Genomic DNA, 21,104 nt, shown 5'->3' with positions numbered 1-21,104 from the left:
AGGGGAGCGCACCCACGCCAGGGCCAATACATGCCTCACCCCCATCCCCATCCTTGGCCCCCTGGCCTGGCCGCTTCGAACAGCGTCCCCACCGTGCGCGTATGCAGCGAGGCCGCGTCGTAGCCTTCCGGCAGCAGGCCGGCGATCTCCAGCATTACCGCGCCATGCAGGGCGGCCCAGATCTGGTGGCCGAGGATGGCGGGGTCGGCGTCGACCGTGCCTTCGGCCACCAGCACCTCCACATGCGCGGCGATGGTGCGCCACATGCGCTCGTATGCCTGACGGTAGGCGGGGTCGGTGCGGTTGGTTTCGGGGTATTCGAACATCAGCCGGTAGGTGGCGGTGTTCCGGCGCGCGAAGGCGATATAGGCGTCGCGCACGGCGCGCGAGCGCTGGCGGCCGTCGCCGGGCGAGTCCAGCGCGCGTTCCAGCGCCTCGGAGAAACGGTGGAGGCCGCGCGTGCGCACTGCCGTGATGATCTCTTCCTTGTTGGCGAAGTAGCGGTACGCCGTCATAGTGCCGCTGCCCACCTCGGCAGCGAGGCGGCGCATGGTGACCGCGGCCGGGCCTTCCTCCACGTACAGCCGCGCCGCCGCCTCGCACAGGCGTTCGCGGAAGGCTTCGGTTTCCTGTTCGCTGAGCGCGCGCGGCACGTCAGTGCACGTCCAGCGCCTTGCGGAAGAAGGCCAGCGCATCCGCCTCGATCTGCGCGTGTACCTTGGCGCGGTCCACGCCTGCCGGGTCGCGGCACAGCGCCGGGATGTCCTTGGCCAGCGCGGGCGAGCACGGCGGCAGGAATACCCAGTGGTCGGCCTTGGGGACTTCCTTCACGCCGGCGAGCGTGCGGATCAGCGGCTGGATGTGTTTCGCGTTGGCCTCGGGCGGCAATACCCGGTCGTTTTCGCCGTAGTAGAGATACACCGGCACGTGCACGCCGTCGAAGCCGTGGTCGTCGAAGATCAGGCTCAGCGGGGCCATGGCGAAGGCGGCCTTCACGCGCGGATCGGCGGTGTCGCCGTAGCGGCCGAAGTGCTGCTGCATGTCGTCGAACACCTGTTGCAGGGTTTTCCCCTGCCTGGCCGCGGCGGCTTTGAACTCGTCGGCGTGGCCGCAGATATCGAGGTCGTCCGGGTAGCGTTCGCAGAAGCCGATGAAGCGGTCGAAGCGCGGCCGGGCACCGGTGACCAGCAGGCTGGTGTAGCCGCCGGCCGAGAAGCCGGCCACGCCGATGCGGTTCGGGTCGATCAGGGCCTTCCAGCGCGGATCGGCCAGCAGGGTGGAGATGGTGGACTTCACCTGGATGGGACGGCCCGCCAATACCTCCAGGTGGCCCACGCCGCTGGTGTCGCGGAAATCGTCCTTGGGGTGGTTGAGCGTGGCGACCACGAAGCCATGGCTGGCGAGGTAGGCGGCCAGGTCATGGTGCCCGAGGTTGCTGCCGCCATTGCCATGCGATATCACCACCAGCGGCTTGGCGCCGGGGATGGCCGGCGCATCCGGAACGGCGGCGACGTCGTAGGGTCCGAAGGCCATGGTGCCATGGACCGGCGTCGGCGAGGGGTAGAACACGTAGCCATCGGTCTGCCCGCCGTTGACCGGATCGGGAATGCGAATGGGGGCGATGCCCACGCCGGTCAGGCCATCGGCCAGGGCCAGCACGGGGATGAGCAGGAGCAGCGGGAGCGCGAGGCGGAAAAACCGAACCTTCGGCATGGCAGGCGTCCTTGGGGCTGAATTGCGTGCGATGTACGGTACGTTGTACGAAACATGGCTGCAAGTGCCCGGCGGTGGCCCCCATAACATATGACGGCTACAATTTCGCGTTCTAACCCTGCTTGCCACCCCCCGAGGTCAGGATGTTCCCGAAGCACGAGACGATCGCCGGTTACGACAACGAACTGGCCCAGGCCATGGCCGACGAAGCCCGCCGTCAGGAGGACCACGTCGAGCTGATCGCTTCGGAGAACTACGCCAGCCCCCGCGTGATGGAAGCGCAGGGCAGCGTGCTCACCAACAAGTATGCCGAAGGCTACCCGGGCAAGCGCTACTACGGCGGCTGCGAGTTCGTGGACATCGCCGAGCGCCTGGCCATCGAGCGCCTCAAGCAGCTGTTCGACGCCACCTACGCCAACGTGCAGCCGCATTCGGGCTCGCAGGCCAACCAGGCGGTGTACCTGGCCCTGCTGAACCCGGGCGACACCATCCTGGGCATGAGCCTGGCCCATGGCGGCCACCTCACCCACGGCGCCAAGGTCAACGTCTCGGGCAAGCTGTTCCATGCCGTGCAGTACGGCGTGAACGAGCACGGCCTGGTCGACTACGACGAGGTCGAGCGCCTGGCGGTCGAGCACAAGCCGAAGATGATCGTGGCCGGCTTCAGCGCCTACTCGCAGGTGATGGACTGGGCGCGCTTCCGCGCCATCGCCGACAAGGTCGGCGCGTATCTCTTCGTAGACATGGCGCACGTGGCCGGCCTGATCGCCGCGGGCGTGTACCCGAACCCGCTGCCGCATGCGCACGTGGTCACCTCCACCACCCACAAGACGCTGCGCGGTCCGCGCGGCGGCATCATCGTGGCCAAGGACGCCGGCGAGGAGATCGAGAAGAAGCTGCAGTCGATCGTGTTCCCCGGCATCCAGGGCGGCCCGCTGATGCACGTGATCGCCGCCAAGGCGGTGGCCTTCAAGGAGGCGCTGGAGCCGGAGTTCAAGACCTACCAGGCCCAGGTGGTGAAGAACGCCAAGGCGATGGCCAAGACCTTTATCGAGCGCGGCTACAAGATCGTCTCCGGCGGCACCGAGAACCATCTGATGCTGATCGACCTGATCGGCCGCGAGGTCACCGGCAAGGATGCGGAAGCCGCGCTGGGCAAGGCCCACATCACGGTCAACAAGAACGCCGTGCCGAACGATCCCCGCTCGCCCTTCGTCACCTCGGGCCTGCGCGTGGGCACGCCGGCCATCACCACCCGCGGCTACCAGGAAGCGGACACGGTGGAACTCACCCACTGGATCTGCGACGTGCTCGATGCGCCCAACGACGAGGCGGTGATCGCCCAGGCGCGTGAAAAGGTCACCGCGCAGTGCAAGAAGTTCCCGGTGTATGGCTGAAATGCGGGAAATGGGGAATAGGGGATCGGGAATAGTGGAAGCCCGGTTCTTGCGACTCCGTGCGCTTTTCCTATTCCCTATCGACCATTCCCTATTCCCAGCTCCCTGATGCACTGCCCCTTCTGCCAGCACGAAGACACCCGCGTGATCGATTCGCGCCTCGCCGAGGACGGCGCCACCGTGCGCCGCCGTCGCGAGTGTCCCAAGTGCGGCGAGCGCTTCAATACCTTCGAGACGGCGGAGCTGAAGCTGCCGTCCATCGTCAAGAGCGGCGAGCGCCGCGAGCCCTTCGACGAGCACAAACTGCGCGTGAGCTTCGAGCGCGCCCTGCAGAAGCGCCCGGTGCCCACCCACTCGGTGGATACGGCGGTGCGCGAGATCATCAACGACCTGCGCCGCTGCGGCGAGCGCGAGGTACCCTCGCGCCAGGTCGGCGAACTGGTGATGCGCGAGCTGAAGAAGCTGGACCAGGTGGCCTACGTGCGCTTCGCCTCGGTCTACCGCAAGTTCGAGGACGTGCAGGCCTTCCGCGAGGAGATCGAGAAGCTCGAGCGCGACCTGCCGGAACTGGAAGCGCTGCAGCTGTCGCTGCTGGGCGAGGGCGTCGCGCGCCGCAAGAAATCCTGAGGGCAGGTCGCACACCGCGTGTAGGAGCGCACCCAGTGCGCGACCGCAGCGCTACGTCGCTACCGTGTCGCAAGGCTTGTCGCGCACAGGGTGCGCTCCTACAGAAAAGCACGTTGAGCCCATAGACTGGCACCATAGCCATGCGGAGCGGCCAAGCCATGACCCACGCCTTCAGCGCCATCGACCACGCCCATATGGCGCACGCCTTGCGCCTGGCCGAACGCGGCCTGTTCACCACCCAGCCCAACCCGCGCGTCGGCTGCGTGATCGCTCATGGCGAGCAGGTGGTCGGCACCGGGTTCCACCAGCGTGCCGGCGAACCGCACGCCGAGGTGTTCGCGCTGCGCGATGCGGGTGAGTGGGCGCGTGGCGCCACCGCCTACGTCACGCTGGAGCCCTGCGCCCATCACGGCCGCACGCCGCCTTGTGCGGATGCGCTGATCGCCGCCGGCGTGGCGCGCGTCGTTATCGCCGCGGAAGATCCGTTTCCACAGGTCGCCGGCCGTGGCATCGGCAAGCTGCGCGATGCGGGCATCGCGGTGGAAACGGGTTTGCTGCGCGAACAGGCGCGCGAACTCAATATCGGTTTCTTCAGTCGCATCGAGCGCGGCCGCCCGTGGCTGCGCGTCAAGCTGGCCATGAGCCTGGATGGCCGCACCGCGCTGGCCAACGGCGAGTCGAAATGGATCACCGGCGAGGCCGCGCGCGCCGACGTGCAGCGCTGGCGCGCGCGTAGCGCCGCGATCCTCACCGGCTCGGGTACCGTGCTGGCCGACAATCCGCGCCTGACCGTGCGCCTGCCGCAAGGCGAGGCGTTCACGCCGCCCTGGCGCGTGGTATTGGACAGCCGCCTGCGCACGCCCTCCGACAGCCATGTGCTCGACGGCGCCGTGCCCACGCTGGTACTGCATGGCGCGCAGGCACGGCCGCAGGATCCGCGCTTCCAGGCCGTCGAGCTGGCCGTGGTGGCGGCACGGGACAATGGGCTCGACCTGCACGCGGCGATGGCCGAATTGGCCCGTCGCCATATCGGCGAAATCCAGGTGGAAGCCGGCCCCGTGCTGTGCGGCGCGCTGTTCGCCGCCGGCCTGGTCGATGAATTGCTGATCTACGTGGCGCCGCTGCTGCTGGGGGACGGTGCGCGCCCGCTGCTGTCGTTGCCGCCGCTGGCAGACATGTCGCTGCGCTGGGCGCTGCGCACGGTCGAGCGCAGCGCGGTCGGCGAAGACCTGCGGCTGCGGCTGCGGCCCGCTGGCGGAGTGGCCATGGAGTCCGGGAGCCTATGACGATGGCAGCGATACGCTGGGGCATTGTCGGTTGCGGCAACGTCACCGAAGTGAAGAGCGGACCCGGCTTCGCCAAGGCGCCCAACTCTGCCCTGGTGGCGGTGATGCGCCGCGATGGCGACAAGGCGCGCGACTATGCCCGGCGCCATGGCGTGCCGCGCTGGTACGACGATGCGGCGGCGCTGATCGCCGACCCGGAAGTCAACGCCGTCTACGTGGCCACGCCACCCTCCACGCACAAGCGGTACGCGCTGATGGCGATCGCGGCGGGCAAGCCGGTGTACGTGGAAAAACCGATGGCGCTGGACCATGCCGAGTGCGAGGCGATCGTCCGCGCCGGACGCGAGGCCGGGGTGCCGGTGTTCGTGGCCTATTACCGCCGCGCGCTGCCGCGCTTCGGCAAGGTGCGCGAATTGATCTTCGACGAGCACGCCATCGGCACGCCGCGCATCGTCAACGTGATGCTGCACGAGCCGCACCATGCGCGCTATCGCGATCCGGCGGCGCTGCCCTGGCGCGTGCGCCCGGAACTGTCCGGCGGCGGCGTGTTCGCGGATATCGGCTGCCACACGCTGGACATCCTCGACTGGCTGTTCGGCCCCATCGTCTCGGCCCACGGGCATGCGGGCAACCAGTTGGGCGCGTATCCGGCCGAGGATGCGGTGGCGATGTCCTTCGCCTTCGGCAACGGCCTGCTGGGCACGGGCCTGTGGAACTTCGGCAGCTACCGCTACCACGACCAGGTCGAGGTGATTGGCGACAAGGGCCGCCTCGCCTTCGCCACCTTCGGCGACGGACCCATCGTGCTGGAACACGCCGACGACCGGCGGGAATACCGCGTGGCCAATCCGCCGCATATCCAGCAGCCGTTGATCGAGACCATCGTGGCCGAGCTGACCGGCACGCCGGGGGCCTGTCCCTCGACCGCCGAATCCGGCGCGCGCACCAGCTGGGTGATGGACCGGGTGTTGCGGGATTATCGGCGGGAGACCGGCCAGTCGATGGGGGGATGAGGGGCGGCGGTCGCGCACTGGGTGCGCTCCTATAACGCCTCGGTTCCCTTGCAGGAGCGCACCCAGTGCGCGACCGCCGCGACACACCGTTCCCTACCGTGGACAACCCTTCCGGGCCCTGAGCCGGGATGGTGCTAGAATCCCCGGGCCGGTTCGCCGGCAAAACACAACGACGTCTTCAGGGCGGGGTGCGATTCCCCACCGGCGGTAGGCACCCTCGGGTGCGAGCCCGCGAGCGCTTCCGGCCCCGCCGGAAGGTCAGCAGATCCGGTCCGATGCCGGAGCCGACGGTTGGTTCGCCAGCGATGGCGGGCCAGAAAGTCCGGATGAGAGAAGACGGTACGGCGCGCGCCCTCGCGGGCATGCGCCGGCCAGACGCCTTGGGGCGTTTTTCGCATGGCTTTCGACGCGGGAAACGTTTCATGTCCAAGCATCGTTCCGATTTCCTTGCCGCCTCCGTGCCGGAGGTGCGCTGATGTTCACTGGCATCATCCAGAGCGTGGGCCGCATCGCGAGGCTCGAACCGCGCGGCGGCGACGTGCGCCTGCACGTCGATACCGCCGATCTCGATCTGGCCGACGTGCAACTGGGCGACAGCATCGCCGTGTCCGGCGTGTGCCTCACCGCGGTGACGCTGGAGCCGCATGGTTTCGGCGCGGACGTCTCCAACGAGACGCTCTCGCTCACCACCCTGGGCAAGCTCAAGGCCGGCGACCCGGTCAACCTGGAGAAGGCGCTGCGCCTGGCCGACCGCCTGGGCGGCCATCTCGTCTCCGGCCACGTCGACGGCGTGGGCAAGGTGGTGTCGATCACGCCGGACGGCCGCTCGCAGCGCTGGGTGTTCGAGGTGCCGGCCGCGCTGTCGCGCTATATCGCGGCCAAGGGCTCGGTCTGCATCGACGGCACCAGCCTCACCGTCAATGAGGTGAACGGCCATCGCTTCGGGGTCAACCTTATTCCCCACACGGTGGCACACACGGCGTTCCATGCGCGTCGCGCGGGCGACGCGGTGAACATCGAGGTGGACGTGGTGGCGCGCTACATCGAGCGGCTGATCGCCAGCGGCGACGCGCCGAGGCTCGACGAGGCGTTCCTCCGGCAGCACGGGTTCGCCTGACGGGTTCACGTCACGTCCTAACAAGACGTCATTCCGGCCTGCGCCGGAATGACGAGCTAAACAACATTGGAACCAATCATGAGCTTCAACACCATCCCCGAGATCCTCGAAGACATACGCGCCGGTCGCATGGTCGTGATCCTCGACGACGAGGACCGCGAGAACGAGGGCGACCTCATCATGGCCGCGCAGATGGTGCGGCCCGAAGACATCAACTTCATGGTGCGCGAGGCGCGCGGCCTGGTCTGCCTCACGCTCACCGAGCAGCGTACGCGCCAGCTGGGCCTCAAGCCCATGGTGGTGGACAACACCTCGCCCTACCAGACCAACTTCACCGTCTCCATCGAGGCGGCCGAGGGCGTCACCACCGGCATCTCCGCGCACGACCGCGCGCGCACCATCCAGGTGGCGGTGAAGTCCGACGCCGGTCCGCAGGACCTCTCGCAGCCGGGCCATATCTTCCCGCTCACCGCGCAGCCGGGCGGCGTGCTCACGCGCGCCGGGCATACCGAGGCGGGCTGCGATTTGGCCGCGCTGGCGGGGCTGGAGCCGGCCGCCGTGCTGATCGAGATCCTGCACGAGGACGGCTCGATGGCGCGCCGCCCGGAGCTGGAAGTGTTCGCCAGGAAGCATGGCCTGAAGATCGGCACCATCGCCGACCTGATCCGCTACCGCCTGGAAACCGAGAAGACGGTGCAGCGCGTCTACGAGGACGAGGTGCAGACCGAGTTCGGCCCGTTCCGCCTGGTGGCCTACCGCGACGCGATCCACCATGGCCTGCACTTCGCGCTGCTGCGCGGCACCGTGCATGACGGCGAGCCGGTGCTTACCCGCGTGCATGTGCGCAACACGCTCTCGGACGTGCTGCACCTGCAGCGCGAGGACCTGGGCCTGACGGTGACCGCGGCCCTGCGGCGTATCGACGACGAAGGTCGTGGCGTGCTGCTGGTGCTGTCCGGCGAGGATACCCCCGAGGCACTGCTGCGCCGGCTGAACCGCCAGCCGGAGATGAAGGCGCCGGAGGAGGCGCAGCAGCAGGAGTGGCGCCAGCTCGGCTTGGGCGCGCAGATCCTGGCCGACCTGGGCATCCGCCGGCTGCGCGTGCTGGGCACGCCGCGCAAGATGGTGGGCCTGGGCGGTTTCGGGCTGGAGGTGGTCGAGTACGTGTAAACCAGGAACGGCCCCTCACTGTGGGAGCGCACCCTGTGCGCGACTGCGACGCCCCGATGTCTTCGTCCCGTGGGGCGTCGCGCACAGGGTGCGCTCCCACAGCGCTTTGCCCTTGCATCGCTTCGCCACCCCCGCGCCATGCCGCCGGCGGCATACTCGGGCTTTCCAAACCATCGACCGCCATGACCACCACCATCCGCCTGATCGCCCCTTCCGGCTACCCGCATGACCGTGATGCCATGGCGCGCGGCGTGGCGCGCCTGCGCCAGGCGAGCTGCTCGGTGGAGGAGTTGGAGGTGCTCGACCGCACCGAGCAGCGCTTCGCCGGCAGCGACGCGGAGCGGGCGGCCGACCTCAATCGCCTGGCCATCCATCCGTCCCTGCCGGATATCGTGCTGGCCGTGCGCGGCGGCTACGGGGCCACGCGGCTGCTGGAGCACCTCCACTACGGCGCGCTGCGCGAGCGGCTGGCTGGCAGCACGGCCCTGCTGGTGGGGCACAGCGACTTCACCGCGATCCAGATGGCGCTCCATGCGAAAAGCGGCCTGGTCACCTTTGGCGGGCCGATGCTCGGGCCGGACTTCGGCGCCCCGGAGCTCAACGGCCTGATGTGGGAACATTTCTGGCGCGCGGTGAGCGAAGCCGAGCCCATCGTCCGCTGGCAGGCTCCCGCGGCGCCCGAGTTGGACGTGGAGGGGCCGCTGTGGGGCGGCAACCTGGCCATGCTGTGCAGCCTGCTCGGCACGCCGTATTTCCCTCGCATCGAGGGAGGCATCCTGTTCGTGGAGGACGTGGGCGAGCCGCCGTTCCGCATCGAGCGGCTGCTCTACCAGCTGCATCTGGCCGGCGTGCTGGACCGCCAGCGCGCGCTGGTGCTGGGCCATTTCAGCCAGTGTCGGCCGCACGCGTACGACAACGGCTATGACGTGGACGCGGCGCTGGCGCAGGTCGCCTCGGTGGTGCGCCTGCCGGTGGTGCGGGGGTTGCCGTTCGGCCACGAGCAGGACAAGTTCACCCTGCCGTTCGGCGTGCCGGCCCGCCTGGTGGCGGGTGGGGGGCAGGCCAGCCTCCGCTTCCACGGCCATCCCCGGCTGTCCCTGGCGGCGTCCCGGCCCGATCCGGGCACGCTGCCCCAAATCCCGTAAAATAACCGGCCCCGTCGGGCCCGAGCCCTCAGGAAAACGCAGACCCATGAAGATCATCGAAGGCGATTTCGCCACGCCCCAAGGCCGCTTTGCCATCGTCGCCGGCCGTTTCAACGGTTTCGTCGTCGAGCCCCTGGTGGCCGGCGCGCGCGACGTGCTGGTGCGCCATGGCGTGCAGGACGACGCGATCGAGCTGGTCCGCGTGCCGGGCGCCTGGGAGATCGCGCTGGCCGCGTACAAGCTGGCCAACTCTGGCAAGTACGCCGCGGTGATCGCGCTGGGCGCGGTGATCCGCGGTTCCACCCCGCACTTCGACTACGTGGCCGGCGAATGCGCCAAGGGCCTGGCCCAGGCCGCCTATGCCTCCGGCGTGCCAGTGGCGTTCGGCGTGCTGACCACCGACACCATCGAGCAGGCCATCGAGCGCTCCGGCACCAAGGCCGGCAACAAGGGCGCCGACGCCGCGCTGGCCGCGCTGGAGATGGTCAACCTGTACGGAAGGCTGTGATGAGCCAGCGTCCGGAAGGGATCGATCTCGCCGCGCGCTCGCGCGCCCGCCGCCGCGCGTTGCAGGCCGTCTATGCCTGGCAGCTCAGCGGCAGCCGCATGGATGCGGTGATCGAGCAGTTCCGCCACGAGCAGGACATGGAAGTGGCCGACCTCGAATACTTCGAGGACCTGCTGCGCGGCGTGGAGCACCACGTCGAGGCCATCGACGAGAGCCTCAAGCCCTACGTGGACCGCGAGGTGGGCCAGATCGACCCGATCGAGCGCGCCGCGCTGCGCCTGGCCGCCTACGAACTGAAGTACCGCCCGGACGTGCCCTACCGCGTCGTCATCAACGAGGCCATCGAGGTCACCAAGCGCTTCGGCGCCGACCATGGCCACAGCTACGTCAACGGCGTGCTGGACAAGCTGGCCGGCGCGCTGCGCGGCGCGGAAAAACGCGGCGGATGAACGCCGCCGCGGATCGGCCTTCGCCGGTTCCCGTGCTGGAGACCGACCGCCTGCGCCTGCGCGCGCACCGTGCGGACGACCATGCCGCCTGCGCCGCGCTCTGGTCCGATCCCGAGGTGACCCGACATATCGGCGGACGCCCCGCCACGCCGGAGGAGGTATGGAAGCGGCTGCTCCAGTACGCCGGCCTGTGGCGTCTGCTGGGCTACGGCTACTGGGCGGTGGAAGAGAAGGACGGCGGCCGCTATGTGGGCGACGTCGGCTTCGCCGATTTCCGGCGGGACATCGAGCCTCCGCTGCAAGGCATGCTGGAATGCGGCTGGGCGCTGGCGCCGCGGGTCCACGGCCAGGGCTACGCCAGCGAGGCGGTGGCCGCCGCCGTGGCCTGGGCCGACTGGCATGCCGCGGGGCGGCGCGTGGTGTGCATCATCTCGCCGGACAACCTGCCGTCGATCCGCGTCGCCGAGAAGGCCGGTTTCATGCGATGGCGGGAAACCGCCTATCACGGTAGTCCCACCCTGGTTTTCAGTCGCTAGGCGCGCTTATGGAATTCCGCCTGATCGATCGCATCCGCGAACGCACCGCGCAGGGCCGCGAGGACGTGCGGCTGGGCATCGGCGACGATGCGGCGCTGGTGGCGCCGCCGGCCGGGCAGGATCTGGCGATCGCCATCGACACCCTGGTCGAGGGTGTGCATTTCCCGCTGGGCACGGCACCGGCCGACATCGGCTGGAAGGCGCTGGCGGTGAATCTCTCCGACCTTGCCGCGATGGGCGCCAGCCCCGCCTGGGCGCTGCTGGCGCTGACCCTGCCGAGGCAGGAAAACGACGCGCTGCGCTCATTCATCGACGGTTTCGCCGAAGGGTTCGCCCGCCTCGCACAGCCGCACCGGCTGGCGCTGGTCGGTGGCGACACCACGCGCGGTCCGCTCGCCGTGAGCGTGGCGGTGCACGGTTTCGTGCCGCCGGGACAGGCGCTGGTGCGTTCGGGTGCGCGCGCGGGCGACGCGGTGCTGGTCACCGGCACCCTGGGCGATGCGGCCGCCGGACTGGCGCTGTGGCAGCGCGGCGCCCGCGTGGACGAGGGCGACGGGCGCGCGGCCTACCTGATCGAGCGGCTGCATCGGCCCACGCCGCGCCTGGCGGCCGGCCTGGCCCTGCGTGGGCGGGCCAGTGCGTGCATCGACGTATCCGACGGCCTGCTGGCCGACCTTGGCCACTTGTGCGAGCAAAGCGGCCTGGGCGCGGAGATCGAGGCGCCGCTGCTGCCTTTCTCGCCGATGCTGCTGGGCGCGTTCGACGGGGAGGTCGCCCGCGACTTCGCGCTGGCCGGTGGTGACGATTACGAGCTGTGCTTCACCGTGCCGCCGGCGCGGGTGGCCGAGGTGCAGGGCGACCTGGCCCGGCTCGGTTGCGGCGCCACCCACATCGGCCGCATGGTCGAGGGCGATGGGGTACGCGTGCGCGACGGCCTGGGACAATGGCTGGAAACCGCGCGCCGCGGCTGGGACCATTTCGCGCCATGAGCGACAAGAAGACCTTGACGTCCGCGCAGCGCCGCCTGCTGCTGGCCACGCCGGCCGGCTGGCTGGCCTGCGGCTTCGGTTCGGGGCTGGCGCCGGCGGCGCAGGGCACGTTCGGCTCGCTGGCGGCGCTGCTGCCCTGGCTGCTGCTGCGCAGCCTGCCGCTGCAGCTGTACGCCTTCGCCGTGCTGGTGGCCTTCGCGCTCGGCACCTGGGCCTGCGGCGTCGCCGGCCGCGCGCTGGGCGTGGACGATCATCGCAGCCTCGTATGGGACGAGTTCGTGGGCCTGTGGATCGCGCTGCTGCCGGTGCTGGCCGGACCCTGGTGGGGCGTGGCGCTGGGCTTCGCGCTGTTCCGCCTGTTCGACGTGTGGAAGCCCTGGCCCATCCGCGTGCTGGACCGCCGGCTCAAGGGCGGCGTGGGCGTGATGGTGGACGACGTGGTGGCCGGTGTGTTCGCCGCCGTCGTGCTGGGCGTGGTGCTCGCGCTGTTGCGTTGAAACGGTGTGATCAAGAGCACCCCCTCCCAGCCTCCCCCTGCCAGCAGGGGGAGGAGCCAAGAGCAGGTCTGGCGCGATCACTCCCTCCCCTGCGAGCAGGGGAGGGTTGGGGAGGGGGGACTCCTAGCGCGCGTGCAGGCTGCGGCCGAACAGGTCGGCCAGCACCTTCCAGTGGCGCTCGGACGCCGCCGCGTCGAAAGCCGGGTGGTCCGGCACGGCGAAGCCGTGGTGGGCGCCGGCCCAGATCTCCACCGTGTGTGGCACGCCGGCCTCGTTGAGCGCCTGCTCCAGCGTGTCCTTCTGCTCCTGGGTGAAGTGCGTGTCGGCATCGGCGCCGGCCACGTAGACCGTGCCGGTGATGCCCTCGACGAAGCGGTGCGGGCTGTCCGCCTGATCGGTGGCCATGCCGCCGCCGTGGAACGAGGCGATGGCCGCCAGCCGCTGCGGGAAGCCGCCGGCGGCGGTGAGCGCGATATTGCCGCCCATGCAGTAGCCGGTGGTGCCCAGCGGCAGGCCCTGCACCTCGGGCCGGGCCGCGAGGAAGTCCATGAAGGCACCGGCGTCGGCGACCTTACGGTCGCGGTCCAGCGTGCCGATCATGCGCATCAGGTTGTCGATCAGCGCGGGATCGGCGAACACCTTGGCAGGCACCATCGGCTCGTACGGGCCGGTGCGGTAGTACAGGTCCGGCAGCAGCACGGCATAGCCCATGTCGGCCAGTTGCTGGGCCATCTGGAACAGGGCGGGGCGGATGCCCAGGCCATCCATGAAGAACACCACGCCCGGCCACGGGCCGTTGCCCTGGGCTGGGGTGAACAGCGAGGCGGGGCAGTGGCCGTCGCGGGTGGGGACGGTGAGGTCGGTGCGTGCCATGGGCAAAGTCTCGGCGGGGAAGGTGGTCCAGCATTATGGATATATGAGGGTTTCCTCATAATGAAAAAAATTTCATGAAGGCCGGCCTTGGCGACCGCCGGGCGCGGCCATGGCGGGCCTGGCATGGTTGCAGGCGAGTCCCGGGGACAAGGACTACGCACAATTCCTATGGTCTCCCTCCGCATCGTGGGGCATCGTTGCGGATGGCCGGCGGCGCCACGCCGCGGCCGACGGGGCGAGCCTTGCCGCCCGGGGACGTCCATCGTTCCCTGATGACCGGGGAATCGACGTCGTCTGGCTCGCTTCTGGTGCGGGATGGGCGGATTCACCGTTCGCAGCAGGGGGATTCTTGACGATGACTATGCGCATGCTTTTGAAAATGGCGTGTCTGTTGGCGCTGTGGGTGACGCCCATGGTGGCGACGGCGGGACCATGCCGGCTGATCGACCCTTCCACGTGCCCCAGGACCAGCGACCTCGTGCGTGCCTCGGGCTTCGCGCAGGCCCTGGGCCATTTCACCGGCGATGGCAAGGCCAGCTACTTCAAGTCCGACAAGTCGATCAGCTCGCAGGCGCTCGATGGCCTCCAGGGCCCGGCGCAGAACGCGGTGCCGCTGGCGGACCAGCGCTACCTGTTCGCGGCCTGTCCCAGCCGCGACTGCGGGGGCAGCGCGGTGGCCGTGATCCTCAACGAGTACGGGCAGATCGAGGGGCTGGCGTTCTCCAGCTTCCATTGCGACGACATCTGCGACAACCGCCGCTACCTGGATATCTACATGCGCAAGGACGGGCAGGACGCGACCGTGCTCAGCGCACTGAAGCAATGGGCCACCGGCGACGAGCTTCGCAAGACGCTATGGCATCCGGAGGCCGACAATGGCCTCGACCAGCGAATGGACGTTCATCTGTTGCCTTGAGCGACGGGCCGGGTTCCGGCCCGGCGGGTCAGCCGCGCCCCGCCTCGAGCACGATGCGGTAGCGCGCCTTGCCCTCGGCCAGGTGCCGCAACGCGTCGTTCACTTGCGCCATGGGGAACATCTCCACCTGCGGGCGGATATCGTGGCGGGTGGCGAAGTCGAGCAGGGTGGCGATGTCCACCGGCGAGCCGGTGGGCGAGCCGGAGACCTCGCGCTCGCCGCCGATCAGCGCGAAGGCGGCGACCGGGATCGGCTCGGGCACGACGCCGACCACGTGCATGCGTCCGTGCGGCGCCAGCGTGGCCATCAGCGCGCTCCAGTCCATCGGCACGTTGACGGTGACCAGCAGCAGGTCGAGCGAGCCGGACAGCGCGGTGATCGCGTTGGCGTCGCGGCTGGCGACCACGTGGTGGGCGCCGAAGCCGCGCGCCTCGTCGGCCTTGGCGGCGGTGGAGGTGAAGGCGGTGACCTCGCAGCCCCAGGCGCGGGCGAACTTCACCGCCATGTGGCCGAGCCCGCCGATGCCGACCACGCCCACGCGCGCGGCCGGGCTGACGCGGTAGGCGAGGAATGGCTTGAGCACGGTGATGCCGCCGCACAGCAGCGGACCGGCGCTGGGCAGGTCGATGCCTTCGGGCAGCGGTACCGCCCAGGCCCAGTGCGCGCGCACCTTGTCGGCGAAGCCGCCGTGATGGCCGCCGCCGATGGTGGCCACCGACTCGGGGCACAGGTTCTGGTGGCCGGACAGGCACTGGCGGCAATGCATGCAGCTTTCCGCGCTCCAGCCGATGCCCACGCGCTGGCCGACCTTCAGACCCTTGGCCTGCGGGCCCAGCGCGGTCACGCGGCCGATCACCTCGTGCCCGGGCACGAAGGGAAAGCGCGACATGCCCCAGTCGTTGTTGATCATCGACAGGTCGGAGTGGCAGATGCCGCAATAGTCCACCGCCACTTCCACTTCCTCGGCGCCGAGCGGGCCGAGGTCGAACTCGCTCAACACCAGCGGCTGGCGTGCCTGCTGGACTGCCCAACCCTGCATCTGCGACATGGACTGACTCCGTAGCTGGTGGATGATCGCGCGTCGAAACCGTTCAAGCATAACCCGCGCGCCGTCGGCAGCGCGTGTATGTGCCCGGCGATGGACGCGGAGGAGGCGCCCTTGGCATGCTGTTCCATCTTCCTGGGACTACCGGAGGCATCCCATGCTCTACCGTCGCCTTGGCCGATCCGGCCTGCAACTGTCGGCGCTCTCGTTCGGCGCGTGGGTCACCTTCGGCCAGCAGGTGGGGCGCTCGCTGGCGCGCGACCTGCTGGCCATGGCGTACGACCATGGCATCAACTTTTTCGACAACGCGGAGGTCTACAACCACGGCGTGGCCGAGACGCTGATGGGCGACGTGCTGGCGGACCTGCGCTTCCCGCGCGACAGCTACTGCGTCTCCAGCAAGGTGTACTTCGGCGCGGTGGCCGATCCGCTGCCCACCCAGCGCGGACTGTCGCGCAAGCACGTGACCGAGGCTTGCCACCAGGCGCTGCGGCGCCTGCGGGTGGAACACCTGGATCTGTACTTCTGCCATCGTCCCGATCCGGACACGCCGGTCGAGGAGACCGTGGCGGCAATGGACACGCTGGTGCGGCAGGGCAAGGTGCTGTACTGGGGCACCAGCGAGTGGCCGGCCGAGGCCATCGCCGAGGCGCATCGCGTGGCGAAGGAAAACCACCTGTACGCGCCGTCGATGGAGCAGCCCCAGTACAACCTGCTGCATCGCGAGCGGGTGGAGCGGGAATACGCCTCGCTGTACGACACTTACGGCATGGGCACCACGATCTGGTCGCCGCTGGCCTCGGGCCTGCTCACCGGCAAGTACAACGACGGCATGCCGTCCGACGCGCGCCTGGCCCAGCCTGGCTATGAATGGCTGCGCGAGGCGATCCTGGAGCAGGGCGGCGACCGCATCGCCAAGGTGCGCCGGCTGGCGCCGATCGCCGCCGACCTTGGCGTGTCGATGGCGCAGCTCGCCATCGCCTGGTGCCTGGTCAACCCGCACGTCTCCACCGTGATGCTGGGCGCCAGCAAACTCGAACAGCTCGAACAGAACCTCGGGGCGCTGGATGTGCTGCCGAAGCTGGATGCGCAGGTGCTGCAGAAGATCGACCAGGCCCTGGCCTGACCGCTGTCTTGTGGGAGCGCACCCTGTGCGCGACAGGCACCCCTAATCCTGACAAGGCGTCGCACCCGTGGAATCAGGTGGTTGACAGTCAAATGAGAATTATTATCATCTGATCGTCACCACCCGACCGCGGAGCCCCATCATGACGACCAGCGTCCTGTCCCTGCCGCAAGGCGCCGAAGCGCCGGCGCGTTCGTTCCGCCTGCTCAGCCTCAAGCCCGCCGCGCCCGCCCCGGAATCGTCGGCGCGGCGCATCTCCAGCCAGTCGCTGCTGCAGGGCGAGCGCGAACTGGTGATCCAGCACCAAGGCAGCGAGTACCACTTGCGGCTGACCCGCAACGACAAGCTGATCCTGACCAAATAGCCTCGACTCCCCCGAGGAGGGCTCCACGGGCACGGATGCCCATGCTTCGGTCCGGTCCCCGCCGGACCTTTTTTCCAGGCCTATCGCCACGCGCCGTCGCCGCGCCAGCCGGGTCGCCTCCCATCCCAAGGAGATAGACGATGTTCGGCTGGCTTGCTCACGCCCTCGCCTCCCTGCATGCTGGCAACGGCACCGACGACCTGGCCGTCAGCCGCTGCGCCATGCCGATGTCCGGCCCGGAGCTGGCGGCGCGGCTGCCGATGCTGGGCAGCGTGCTATACCTGCCGACCCGGAAAGCGCCCAGCAGAGGCTGGCCGCTGCCGGCGGGCTGGCTGGCGTCCCGGCACGAGCTGGCCCCGCTGCTCGCCACCCGCGAGCTGTGCGTGGCAAGCATGGTCGGCGTGGACGGACCGCGCGAATGGATCGATTGCATCGACGCCGAGGGCCGGTTCTGCGCGCGGCTGCACCTGCTGCCCGACACCGACTACCTGGCCTGGGACGCCCTGCTGAGCCGGGGCCGTCCGCTGCCGCCGCTGCCCTGGCGATCGGAATGCGCCGCCTGCCGCGCGGCGAGCGCCGAACTGGTGCATTTCCGCACGCGCCGGCTGGGCGGCCTGGAACTGCTGGAGGCCTTGCCGTTGTCGCGGCTTTCCATCCTGGGCCAGGATATCGCCCGCGAAGTGGCCCGTGCCTCGGACGTGACGCTGGAACCGGCGCTGGACTGAGGCGCGTGGCAAGGCACCCCTCCCGCAGACGCTTGTCCGCCTGTCCGTGGTCGTGTCCGCGGACACCGGGAGTGGCCTGTCCGGCGGCTCCAACTCGTTGAAAAAGCATCGAATCACCGGTTGGCACGCCGATTGCTGAAAAGGTCCCGAGGGCCGTACTGTCCGCGGCCAGGGACCCGTCGATGATTCGCGATACCTCCGCGCAAGACCGCCTGATCGAGGTCAAGCAAAACTCCAAGCGCCGCCTGCTGTGGATCGGCGGTGGCGTGGCCGTGCTGGTGCTGCTGGCCCTGGCCGGCCCGCGCATCGGCCGCCTGTTTTCCGCCGATGCCTCGGTAAGCGGCTCGCGCCTGGCCTTCGCCACCGTGGAACGCGGGTCGTTCGTGCGTGACATCGCCGCCGAGGGCAAGGTGGTGGCGGCGGTCAGCCCCACGCTTTATGCCACCTACGGCGGCGCGGTGACCCTGAAGGTGCATGCCGGCGACGCGGTGAAGAAGGGCCAGGTGCTGGCCGTGGTCGACAGCCCGGAACTCACCAACAAGCTGGCGCAGGAGATGAGCGCCGCCGACGCCATGCAGGTGGATTACCTGCGCGCGCAGATCGATGCGCGCAAGACCCGCGGCGAGCTGGAGAAGGCCTACGACAGCGCCAACATCGACGAGCAGGGCGCCGAGCGCGACCTCGCGCGCTACCAGAAGGCATTCAGCCTGGGCGCTGTGCCCAGCATGGACGTGGACAAGGCCAAGGACGCCCTGCAGAAGGCCAGCATCACCCTGGCCCACGCCAAGGCGGACCTCGCCACCAATACCGACAGCCTCAATTTCGACATCCAGTCCAAGAAACTCGCGCACGAGCGCCAGCTGCTGCTGGTGAAGGACCTGCAGCGCCAGGTGGACGACCTCAACGTGAAGTCGCCGGTGGACGGCCAGGTCGGCCAGCTGTTCATCGCCGAGCGCGCCACCGTGGCCAAGGACGCCCAGTTGCTTAGCGTGATCGACCTGACCGCGCTGGAAGTGGAGATGAAGGTGCCGGAGAGCTTCGCGCGCGACCTTGGCATCGGCATGACCGGCGAGATCAGCGGCAATGGCAGCACCTGGAAGGGCCTGGTCAGCGCCATCTCGCCCGAGGTGGTGAACGGCGAGGTGGCCGCGCGGCTGCGCTTCGACGGTGCCACGCCCAAGCAGCTGCGCCAGAACCAGCGCCTGTCGGTGCGCATCCTGCTCGACCAGCGCGACAACGTGCTCACCGTGCAGCGCGGCTCGTTCGTGGACGAATCCGGCGGCAGCTATGCCTACCTGGTGCGCGACGGCGTGGCCGAGAAGCATCCGATCCGCGTGGGCGCCAGCAGCATCGACAAGGTGGAGATCCTCGACGGCCTGAAGGAAGGCGACCGCATCGTGATCTCCGGCACCGACAGCTTCAAGAACGCGCAGCGCATCGCGATCAGCAACTAGCGAGTTCTCCTTCCCCTGCCCGCGGGGGAGGGTAAAAACCACCACGAGGAACCACCATGCTCAAGATGACCCACCTGTCCAAGGTCTACCGCACCGAAGTCGTGGAAACCTATGCCCTGCGTGACTTCAACATCAACGTGAACGAGGGCGAGTTCGTGGCCGTGACCGGGCCTTCCGGCTCGGGCAAGACCACCTTCCTCACCATCGCCGGCCTGCTGGAGACCTTCACCGGCGGCCAGTACCACCTGGACGGCGTGGAGGTGAGCAACCTCAACGACAACGAACGCTCGCGCATCCGCAACGAGAAGATCGGCTTCATCTTCCAGGCGTTCAACCTGATTCCCGACCTCAACGTGTACGACAACGTGGAAGTGCCGCTGCGCTACCGCGGCATGAAAGGGCCCGAGCGCAAGGAGCGCATCATGCAGGCGCTGGAGCGGGTGGGCCTGGCCTCGCGCGCCAAGCACTACCCGGCCGAACTGTCCGGCGGCCAACAGCAGCGCGTGGCCATCGCCCGCGCGCTGGCCGGCTCCCCGCGCCTGCTGCTGGCGGACGAGCCCACCGGCAACCTGGACACCCAGATGGCCCGCGGCGTGATGGAGCTGCTGGAGGAGATCCACCGCGAGGGCGCCACCATCGTGATGGTGACGCACGACCCGGAACTGGCCGCCCGCGCGCAGCGCAACGTGCACATCATCGACGGCCAGGTGGTCGATCTCGCCGAGGATCCGCGCTTCCACCAGGCGGTGCACGCGGCGCGCGCCAACACGCCGGCCTGACCCGTCGCGCCTCCCGCCCGGCGGGAGGCGGCCATCGCCCGCGAGGAACGAGCATGTTCGCCTATTACCTGCAACTCGGCCTGCGCAGCCTGAGGAAAAATCCGCTGTTGACCGTGCTGATGGTGTTGACGATCGGCTGCGGCGTGGCCGCGTCGATGACGACGTACTCGGTGTTCCGCGCCACGTCGAACAATCCGATCCCGCAGAAATCCTCGGTGCTGTATGTGCCGCAGATCGACAACTGGGGGCCGGACTCGAACGAGGACAACAAGGGCGAGCCGCCGAACGCGATGACCTACACCGACGCGATCAACCTGATGCGCGACAAGCGCGCCCGGCGGCAGACGGCGCTCTATCCCACCGCGGTGTCGATCGTGCCGGCCGACCCGGCCATGCTGCCGTTCCGCGAGACCAGCTATGGCTGGTACGCCGACGCCTTTCCCATGTTCGACATCCCGTTCCTCTATGGCCACGGCTGGACGGCGGGCGACGACGACGCGCACGCGGCCGTGGCGGTGATCGCCAAGGCGCTCAACGACAAGCTGTTCGATGGTGCCAACAGCGTCGGCCGCAACATCAACCTCAACGGACGCGACTACCGCATCGTCGGCGTCGCTGACGCCTGGAACCCCGAGCCGGTGTTCTACGACGTGATCAACACCAACGGCTTCGACGACCCGATCCAGGTGTTCATCCCGTTCACCCGCGCGGTTGAACTGCAGACGGCGACCAACGGCAACAACAACTGCAATCACGACGCGGGCAAGGGCTGGGATGCGTGGATCCGTTCCGAGTGCGTGTGGCTGGGCTTTTGGGCCGAGCTGCCGACCAAGTCCGAGGCCGATGCGTATCGCCAGTACCTCAACGGCTACGCCGCCGAGCAGCAGCGCTCCGGCCGCTTCCGCTGGGCGCCCAACACGCGCCTGCGCAACGTGGTGGAGTGGCTGGACTACCAGAAGGTGGTGCCGCAGGAGGCCAAGGTCTCGCTGATGGTATCGCTGGGCTTCCTGCTGATCTGCCTGGTCAACACGGTGGGCCTGCTATTGGCGAAGTTCATGCGCCGCTCCCCGGAGATCGGCGTGCGTCGCGCACTTGGCGCCAAGCGCAAGGAAATCTACATCCAGTTCCTGATCGAGGCGGCGGCCATCGGCCTGGCGGGCGGTCTGGTCGGCCTGCTGCTGACCGGCCTGGGCGTGATGGGCGTGTCGCTGGTGTTCGAACCGGACATCGCCAAGCTCGCCACGCTGGACCTGTCGCTGGTGCTGCTGACCATGCTGGTCGCCATCGCGGCGACGGTGCTGGCGGCCTTCTATCCCACGTGGCGCGCCGCACAGGTGCAGCCGGCGTGGCAACTGAAATCCAACTGAGGCGACAG

The 21,104-nt window shown here is 68.9% G+C and carries 23 protein-coding genes and 1 riboswitch; of the genes, 19 read left to right on the top strand and 4 right to left on the bottom strand.

Annotated features, from left to right (window positions below; translation table 11 throughout):
- Positions 1–35: 35 nt before the first annotated feature.
- Both MJ605_RS12550 and MJ605_RS12545 read right to left on the bottom strand, forming a co-directional pair.
- Positions 36–653, bottom strand: coding sequence for a TetR/AcrR family transcriptional regulator (locus MJ605_RS12550; RefSeq protein ID WP_243041864.1), 618 nt, complete (start codon positions 651–653; stop codon positions 36–38).
- Between the two features lies 1 nt (position 654).
- Positions 655–1,713 (bottom strand): alpha/beta hydrolase family protein, encoded by a 1,059-nt coding sequence (locus tag MJ605_RS12545; RefSeq protein WP_243041863.1) that lies wholly within the window; start codon positions 1,711–1,713, stop codon positions 655–657.
- Positions 1,714–1,856: 143 nt separating this feature from the next.
- Here MJ605_RS12545 and glyA point away from each other — a divergent pair, with 143 nt between their 5' ends.
- The 12 genes from glyA to MJ605_RS12485 all read left to right on the top strand — a co-directional run bounded on the left by glyA (position 1,857) and on the right by MJ605_RS12485 (position 12,447).
- Positions 1,857–3,110 (top strand): serine hydroxymethyltransferase, encoded by a 1,254-nt coding sequence (gene glyA, locus MJ605_RS12540; RefSeq protein WP_243041862.1) that lies wholly within the window; start codon positions 1,857–1,859, stop codon positions 3,108–3,110.
- A gap of 108 nt (positions 3,111–3,218) precedes the next feature.
- The gene (nrdR, locus tag MJ605_RS12535) at positions 3,219–3,737 is read left to right on the top strand and encodes a transcriptional regulator NrdR (RefSeq protein ID WP_243041861.1); all 519 of its coding nucleotides are present in this window, start codon (positions 3,219–3,221) and stop codon (positions 3,735–3,737) included.
- Between the two features lie 158 nt (positions 3,738–3,895).
- Positions 3,896–5,023, top strand: a complete 1,128-nt coding sequence (gene ribD, locus MJ605_RS12530) for a bifunctional diaminohydroxyphosphoribosylaminopyrimidine deaminase/5-amino-6-(5-phosphoribosylamino)uracil reductase RibD (RefSeq protein ID WP_243041860.1) — start codon at positions 3,896–3,898, stop codon at positions 5,021–5,023.
- Positions 5,020–6,036, top strand: a complete 1,017-nt coding sequence (locus MJ605_RS12525) for a Gfo/Idh/MocA family protein (RefSeq protein ID WP_243041859.1) — start codon at positions 5,020–5,022, stop codon at positions 6,034–6,036. The genes ribD and MJ605_RS12525 overlap by 4 nt, the downstream gene beginning before the upstream one ends.
- Positions 6,037–6,206: 170 nt before the next feature.
- A riboswitch (FMN riboswitch) is annotated at positions 6,207–6,378 on the top strand.
- A gap of 133 nt (positions 6,379–6,511) precedes the next feature.
- A complete protein-coding gene (locus MJ605_RS12520; protein WP_243041858.1) occupies positions 6,512–7,153 on the top strand; it encodes a riboflavin synthase in 642 nt (213 codons plus the stop codon).
- Between the two features lie 78 nt (positions 7,154–7,231).
- Entirely contained in the window at positions 7,232–8,323 is a 1,092-nt protein-coding gene (ribBA, locus tag MJ605_RS12515) for a bifunctional 3,4-dihydroxy-2-butanone-4-phosphate synthase/GTP cyclohydrolase II (RefSeq protein ID WP_243041857.1), read from the top strand.
- 182 nt (positions 8,324–8,505) lie between these two features.
- A complete protein-coding gene (gene ldcA / locus MJ605_RS12510; protein ID WP_243041856.1) occupies positions 8,506–9,468 on the top strand; it encodes a muramoyltetrapeptide carboxypeptidase in 963 nt (320 codons plus the stop codon).
- A 46-nt stretch (positions 9,469–9,514) separates the two neighbouring features.
- A complete protein-coding gene (gene ribH, locus MJ605_RS12505) occupies positions 9,515–9,976 on the top strand; it encodes a 6,7-dimethyl-8-ribityllumazine synthase (RefSeq protein ID WP_243041855.1) in 462 nt (153 codons plus the stop codon).
- On the top strand, positions 9,976–10,425 hold the full coding sequence (gene nusB / locus MJ605_RS12500) for a transcription antitermination factor NusB (RefSeq protein WP_243041854.1): 450 nt from the start codon (positions 9,976–9,978) through the stop codon (positions 10,423–10,425). The genes ribH and nusB overlap by 1 nt, the downstream gene beginning before the upstream one ends.
- Positions 10,422–10,961, top strand: a complete 540-nt coding sequence (locus MJ605_RS12495) for a GNAT family N-acetyltransferase (protein WP_243041853.1) — start codon at positions 10,422–10,424, stop codon at positions 10,959–10,961. Before nusB ends, MJ605_RS12495 begins: the two co-directional genes overlap by 4 nt.
- 8 nt (positions 10,962–10,969) lie before the next feature.
- Positions 10,970–11,950, top strand: coding sequence for a thiamine-phosphate kinase (gene thiL, locus MJ605_RS12490; RefSeq protein ID WP_243041852.1), 981 nt, complete (start codon positions 10,970–10,972; stop codon positions 11,948–11,950).
- Positions 11,947–12,447 (top strand): phosphatidylglycerophosphatase A family protein, encoded by a 501-nt coding sequence (locus tag MJ605_RS12485; protein WP_243041851.1) that lies wholly within the window; start codon positions 11,947–11,949, stop codon positions 12,445–12,447. Before thiL ends, MJ605_RS12485 begins: the two co-directional genes overlap by 4 nt.
- 123 nt (positions 12,448–12,570) lie before the next feature.
- Here MJ605_RS12485 and MJ605_RS12480 read toward each other — a convergent pair whose 3' ends face one another.
- Positions 12,571–13,320 (bottom strand): dienelactone hydrolase family protein, encoded by a 750-nt coding sequence (locus MJ605_RS12480; RefSeq protein WP_243041850.1) that lies wholly within the window; start codon positions 13,318–13,320, stop codon positions 12,571–12,573.
- A 379-nt stretch (positions 13,321–13,699) separates the two neighbouring features.
- On the opposite strand from MJ605_RS12480, the gene MJ605_RS12475 reads away from it, so the two are divergent.
- On the top strand, positions 13,700–14,236 hold the full coding sequence (locus tag MJ605_RS12475; protein WP_243041849.1) for a hypothetical protein: 537 nt from the start codon (positions 13,700–13,702) through the stop codon (positions 14,234–14,236).
- A 28-nt stretch (positions 14,237–14,264) separates the two neighbouring features.
- Here the strand turns inward: MJ605_RS12475 and ahr are convergent, their stop codons facing one another.
- Positions 14,265–15,284: an NADPH-dependent aldehyde reductase Ahr gene (gene ahr / locus MJ605_RS12470; protein ID WP_243041848.1), complete on the bottom strand. Its 1,020-nt coding sequence runs from the start codon at positions 15,282–15,284 to the stop codon at positions 14,265–14,267.
- 154 nt (positions 15,285–15,438) lie between these two features.
- On the opposite strand from ahr, the gene MJ605_RS12465 reads away from it, so the two are divergent.
- The 6 genes from MJ605_RS12465 to MJ605_RS12440 all read left to right on the top strand — a co-directional run bounded on the left by MJ605_RS12465 (position 15,439) and on the right by MJ605_RS12440 (position 21,096).
- Positions 15,439–16,407 carry a potassium channel beta subunit family protein gene (locus MJ605_RS12465; protein ID WP_243041847.1) on the top strand — a complete coding sequence of 323 codons (969 nt, stop codon included), beginning with the start codon at positions 15,439–15,441 and terminating at the stop codon, positions 16,405–16,407.
- Positions 16,408–16,549: 142 nt separating this feature from the next.
- Positions 16,550–16,771, top strand: a complete 222-nt coding sequence (hemP, locus tag MJ605_RS12460) for a hemin uptake protein HemP (protein WP_243041846.1) — start codon at positions 16,550–16,552, stop codon at positions 16,769–16,771.
- 140 nt (positions 16,772–16,911) lie between these two features.
- Entirely contained in the window at positions 16,912–17,496 is a 585-nt protein-coding gene (locus tag MJ605_RS12455; protein WP_243041845.1) for a hypothetical protein, read from the top strand.
- A 182-nt stretch (positions 17,497–17,678) separates the two neighbouring features.
- Positions 17,679–18,950, top strand: coding sequence for an efflux RND transporter periplasmic adaptor subunit (locus MJ605_RS12450; protein ID WP_243041844.1), 1,272 nt, complete (start codon positions 17,679–17,681; stop codon positions 18,948–18,950).
- A gap of 56 nt (positions 18,951–19,006) precedes the next feature.
- Positions 19,007–19,729, top strand: coding sequence for an ABC transporter ATP-binding protein (locus tag MJ605_RS12445; protein ID WP_243041843.1), 723 nt, complete (start codon positions 19,007–19,009; stop codon positions 19,727–19,729).
- A gap of 53 nt (positions 19,730–19,782) precedes the next feature.
- Complete coding sequence (locus MJ605_RS12440) at positions 19,783–21,096, top strand: ABC transporter permease (RefSeq protein ID WP_243041842.1); 1,314 nt, start codon at positions 19,783–19,785, stop codon at positions 21,094–21,096.
- Positions 21,097–21,104 lie beyond the last annotated feature (8 nt).

Origin of the sequence: Dyella sedimenti, assembly GCF_022760995.1 — a bacterium.
GTDB lineage: Bacteria > Pseudomonadota > Gammaproteobacteria > Xanthomonadales > Rhodanobacteraceae > Dyella > Dyella sedimenti.
This window is presented reverse-complemented; position numbering and strand designations above follow the sequence as displayed.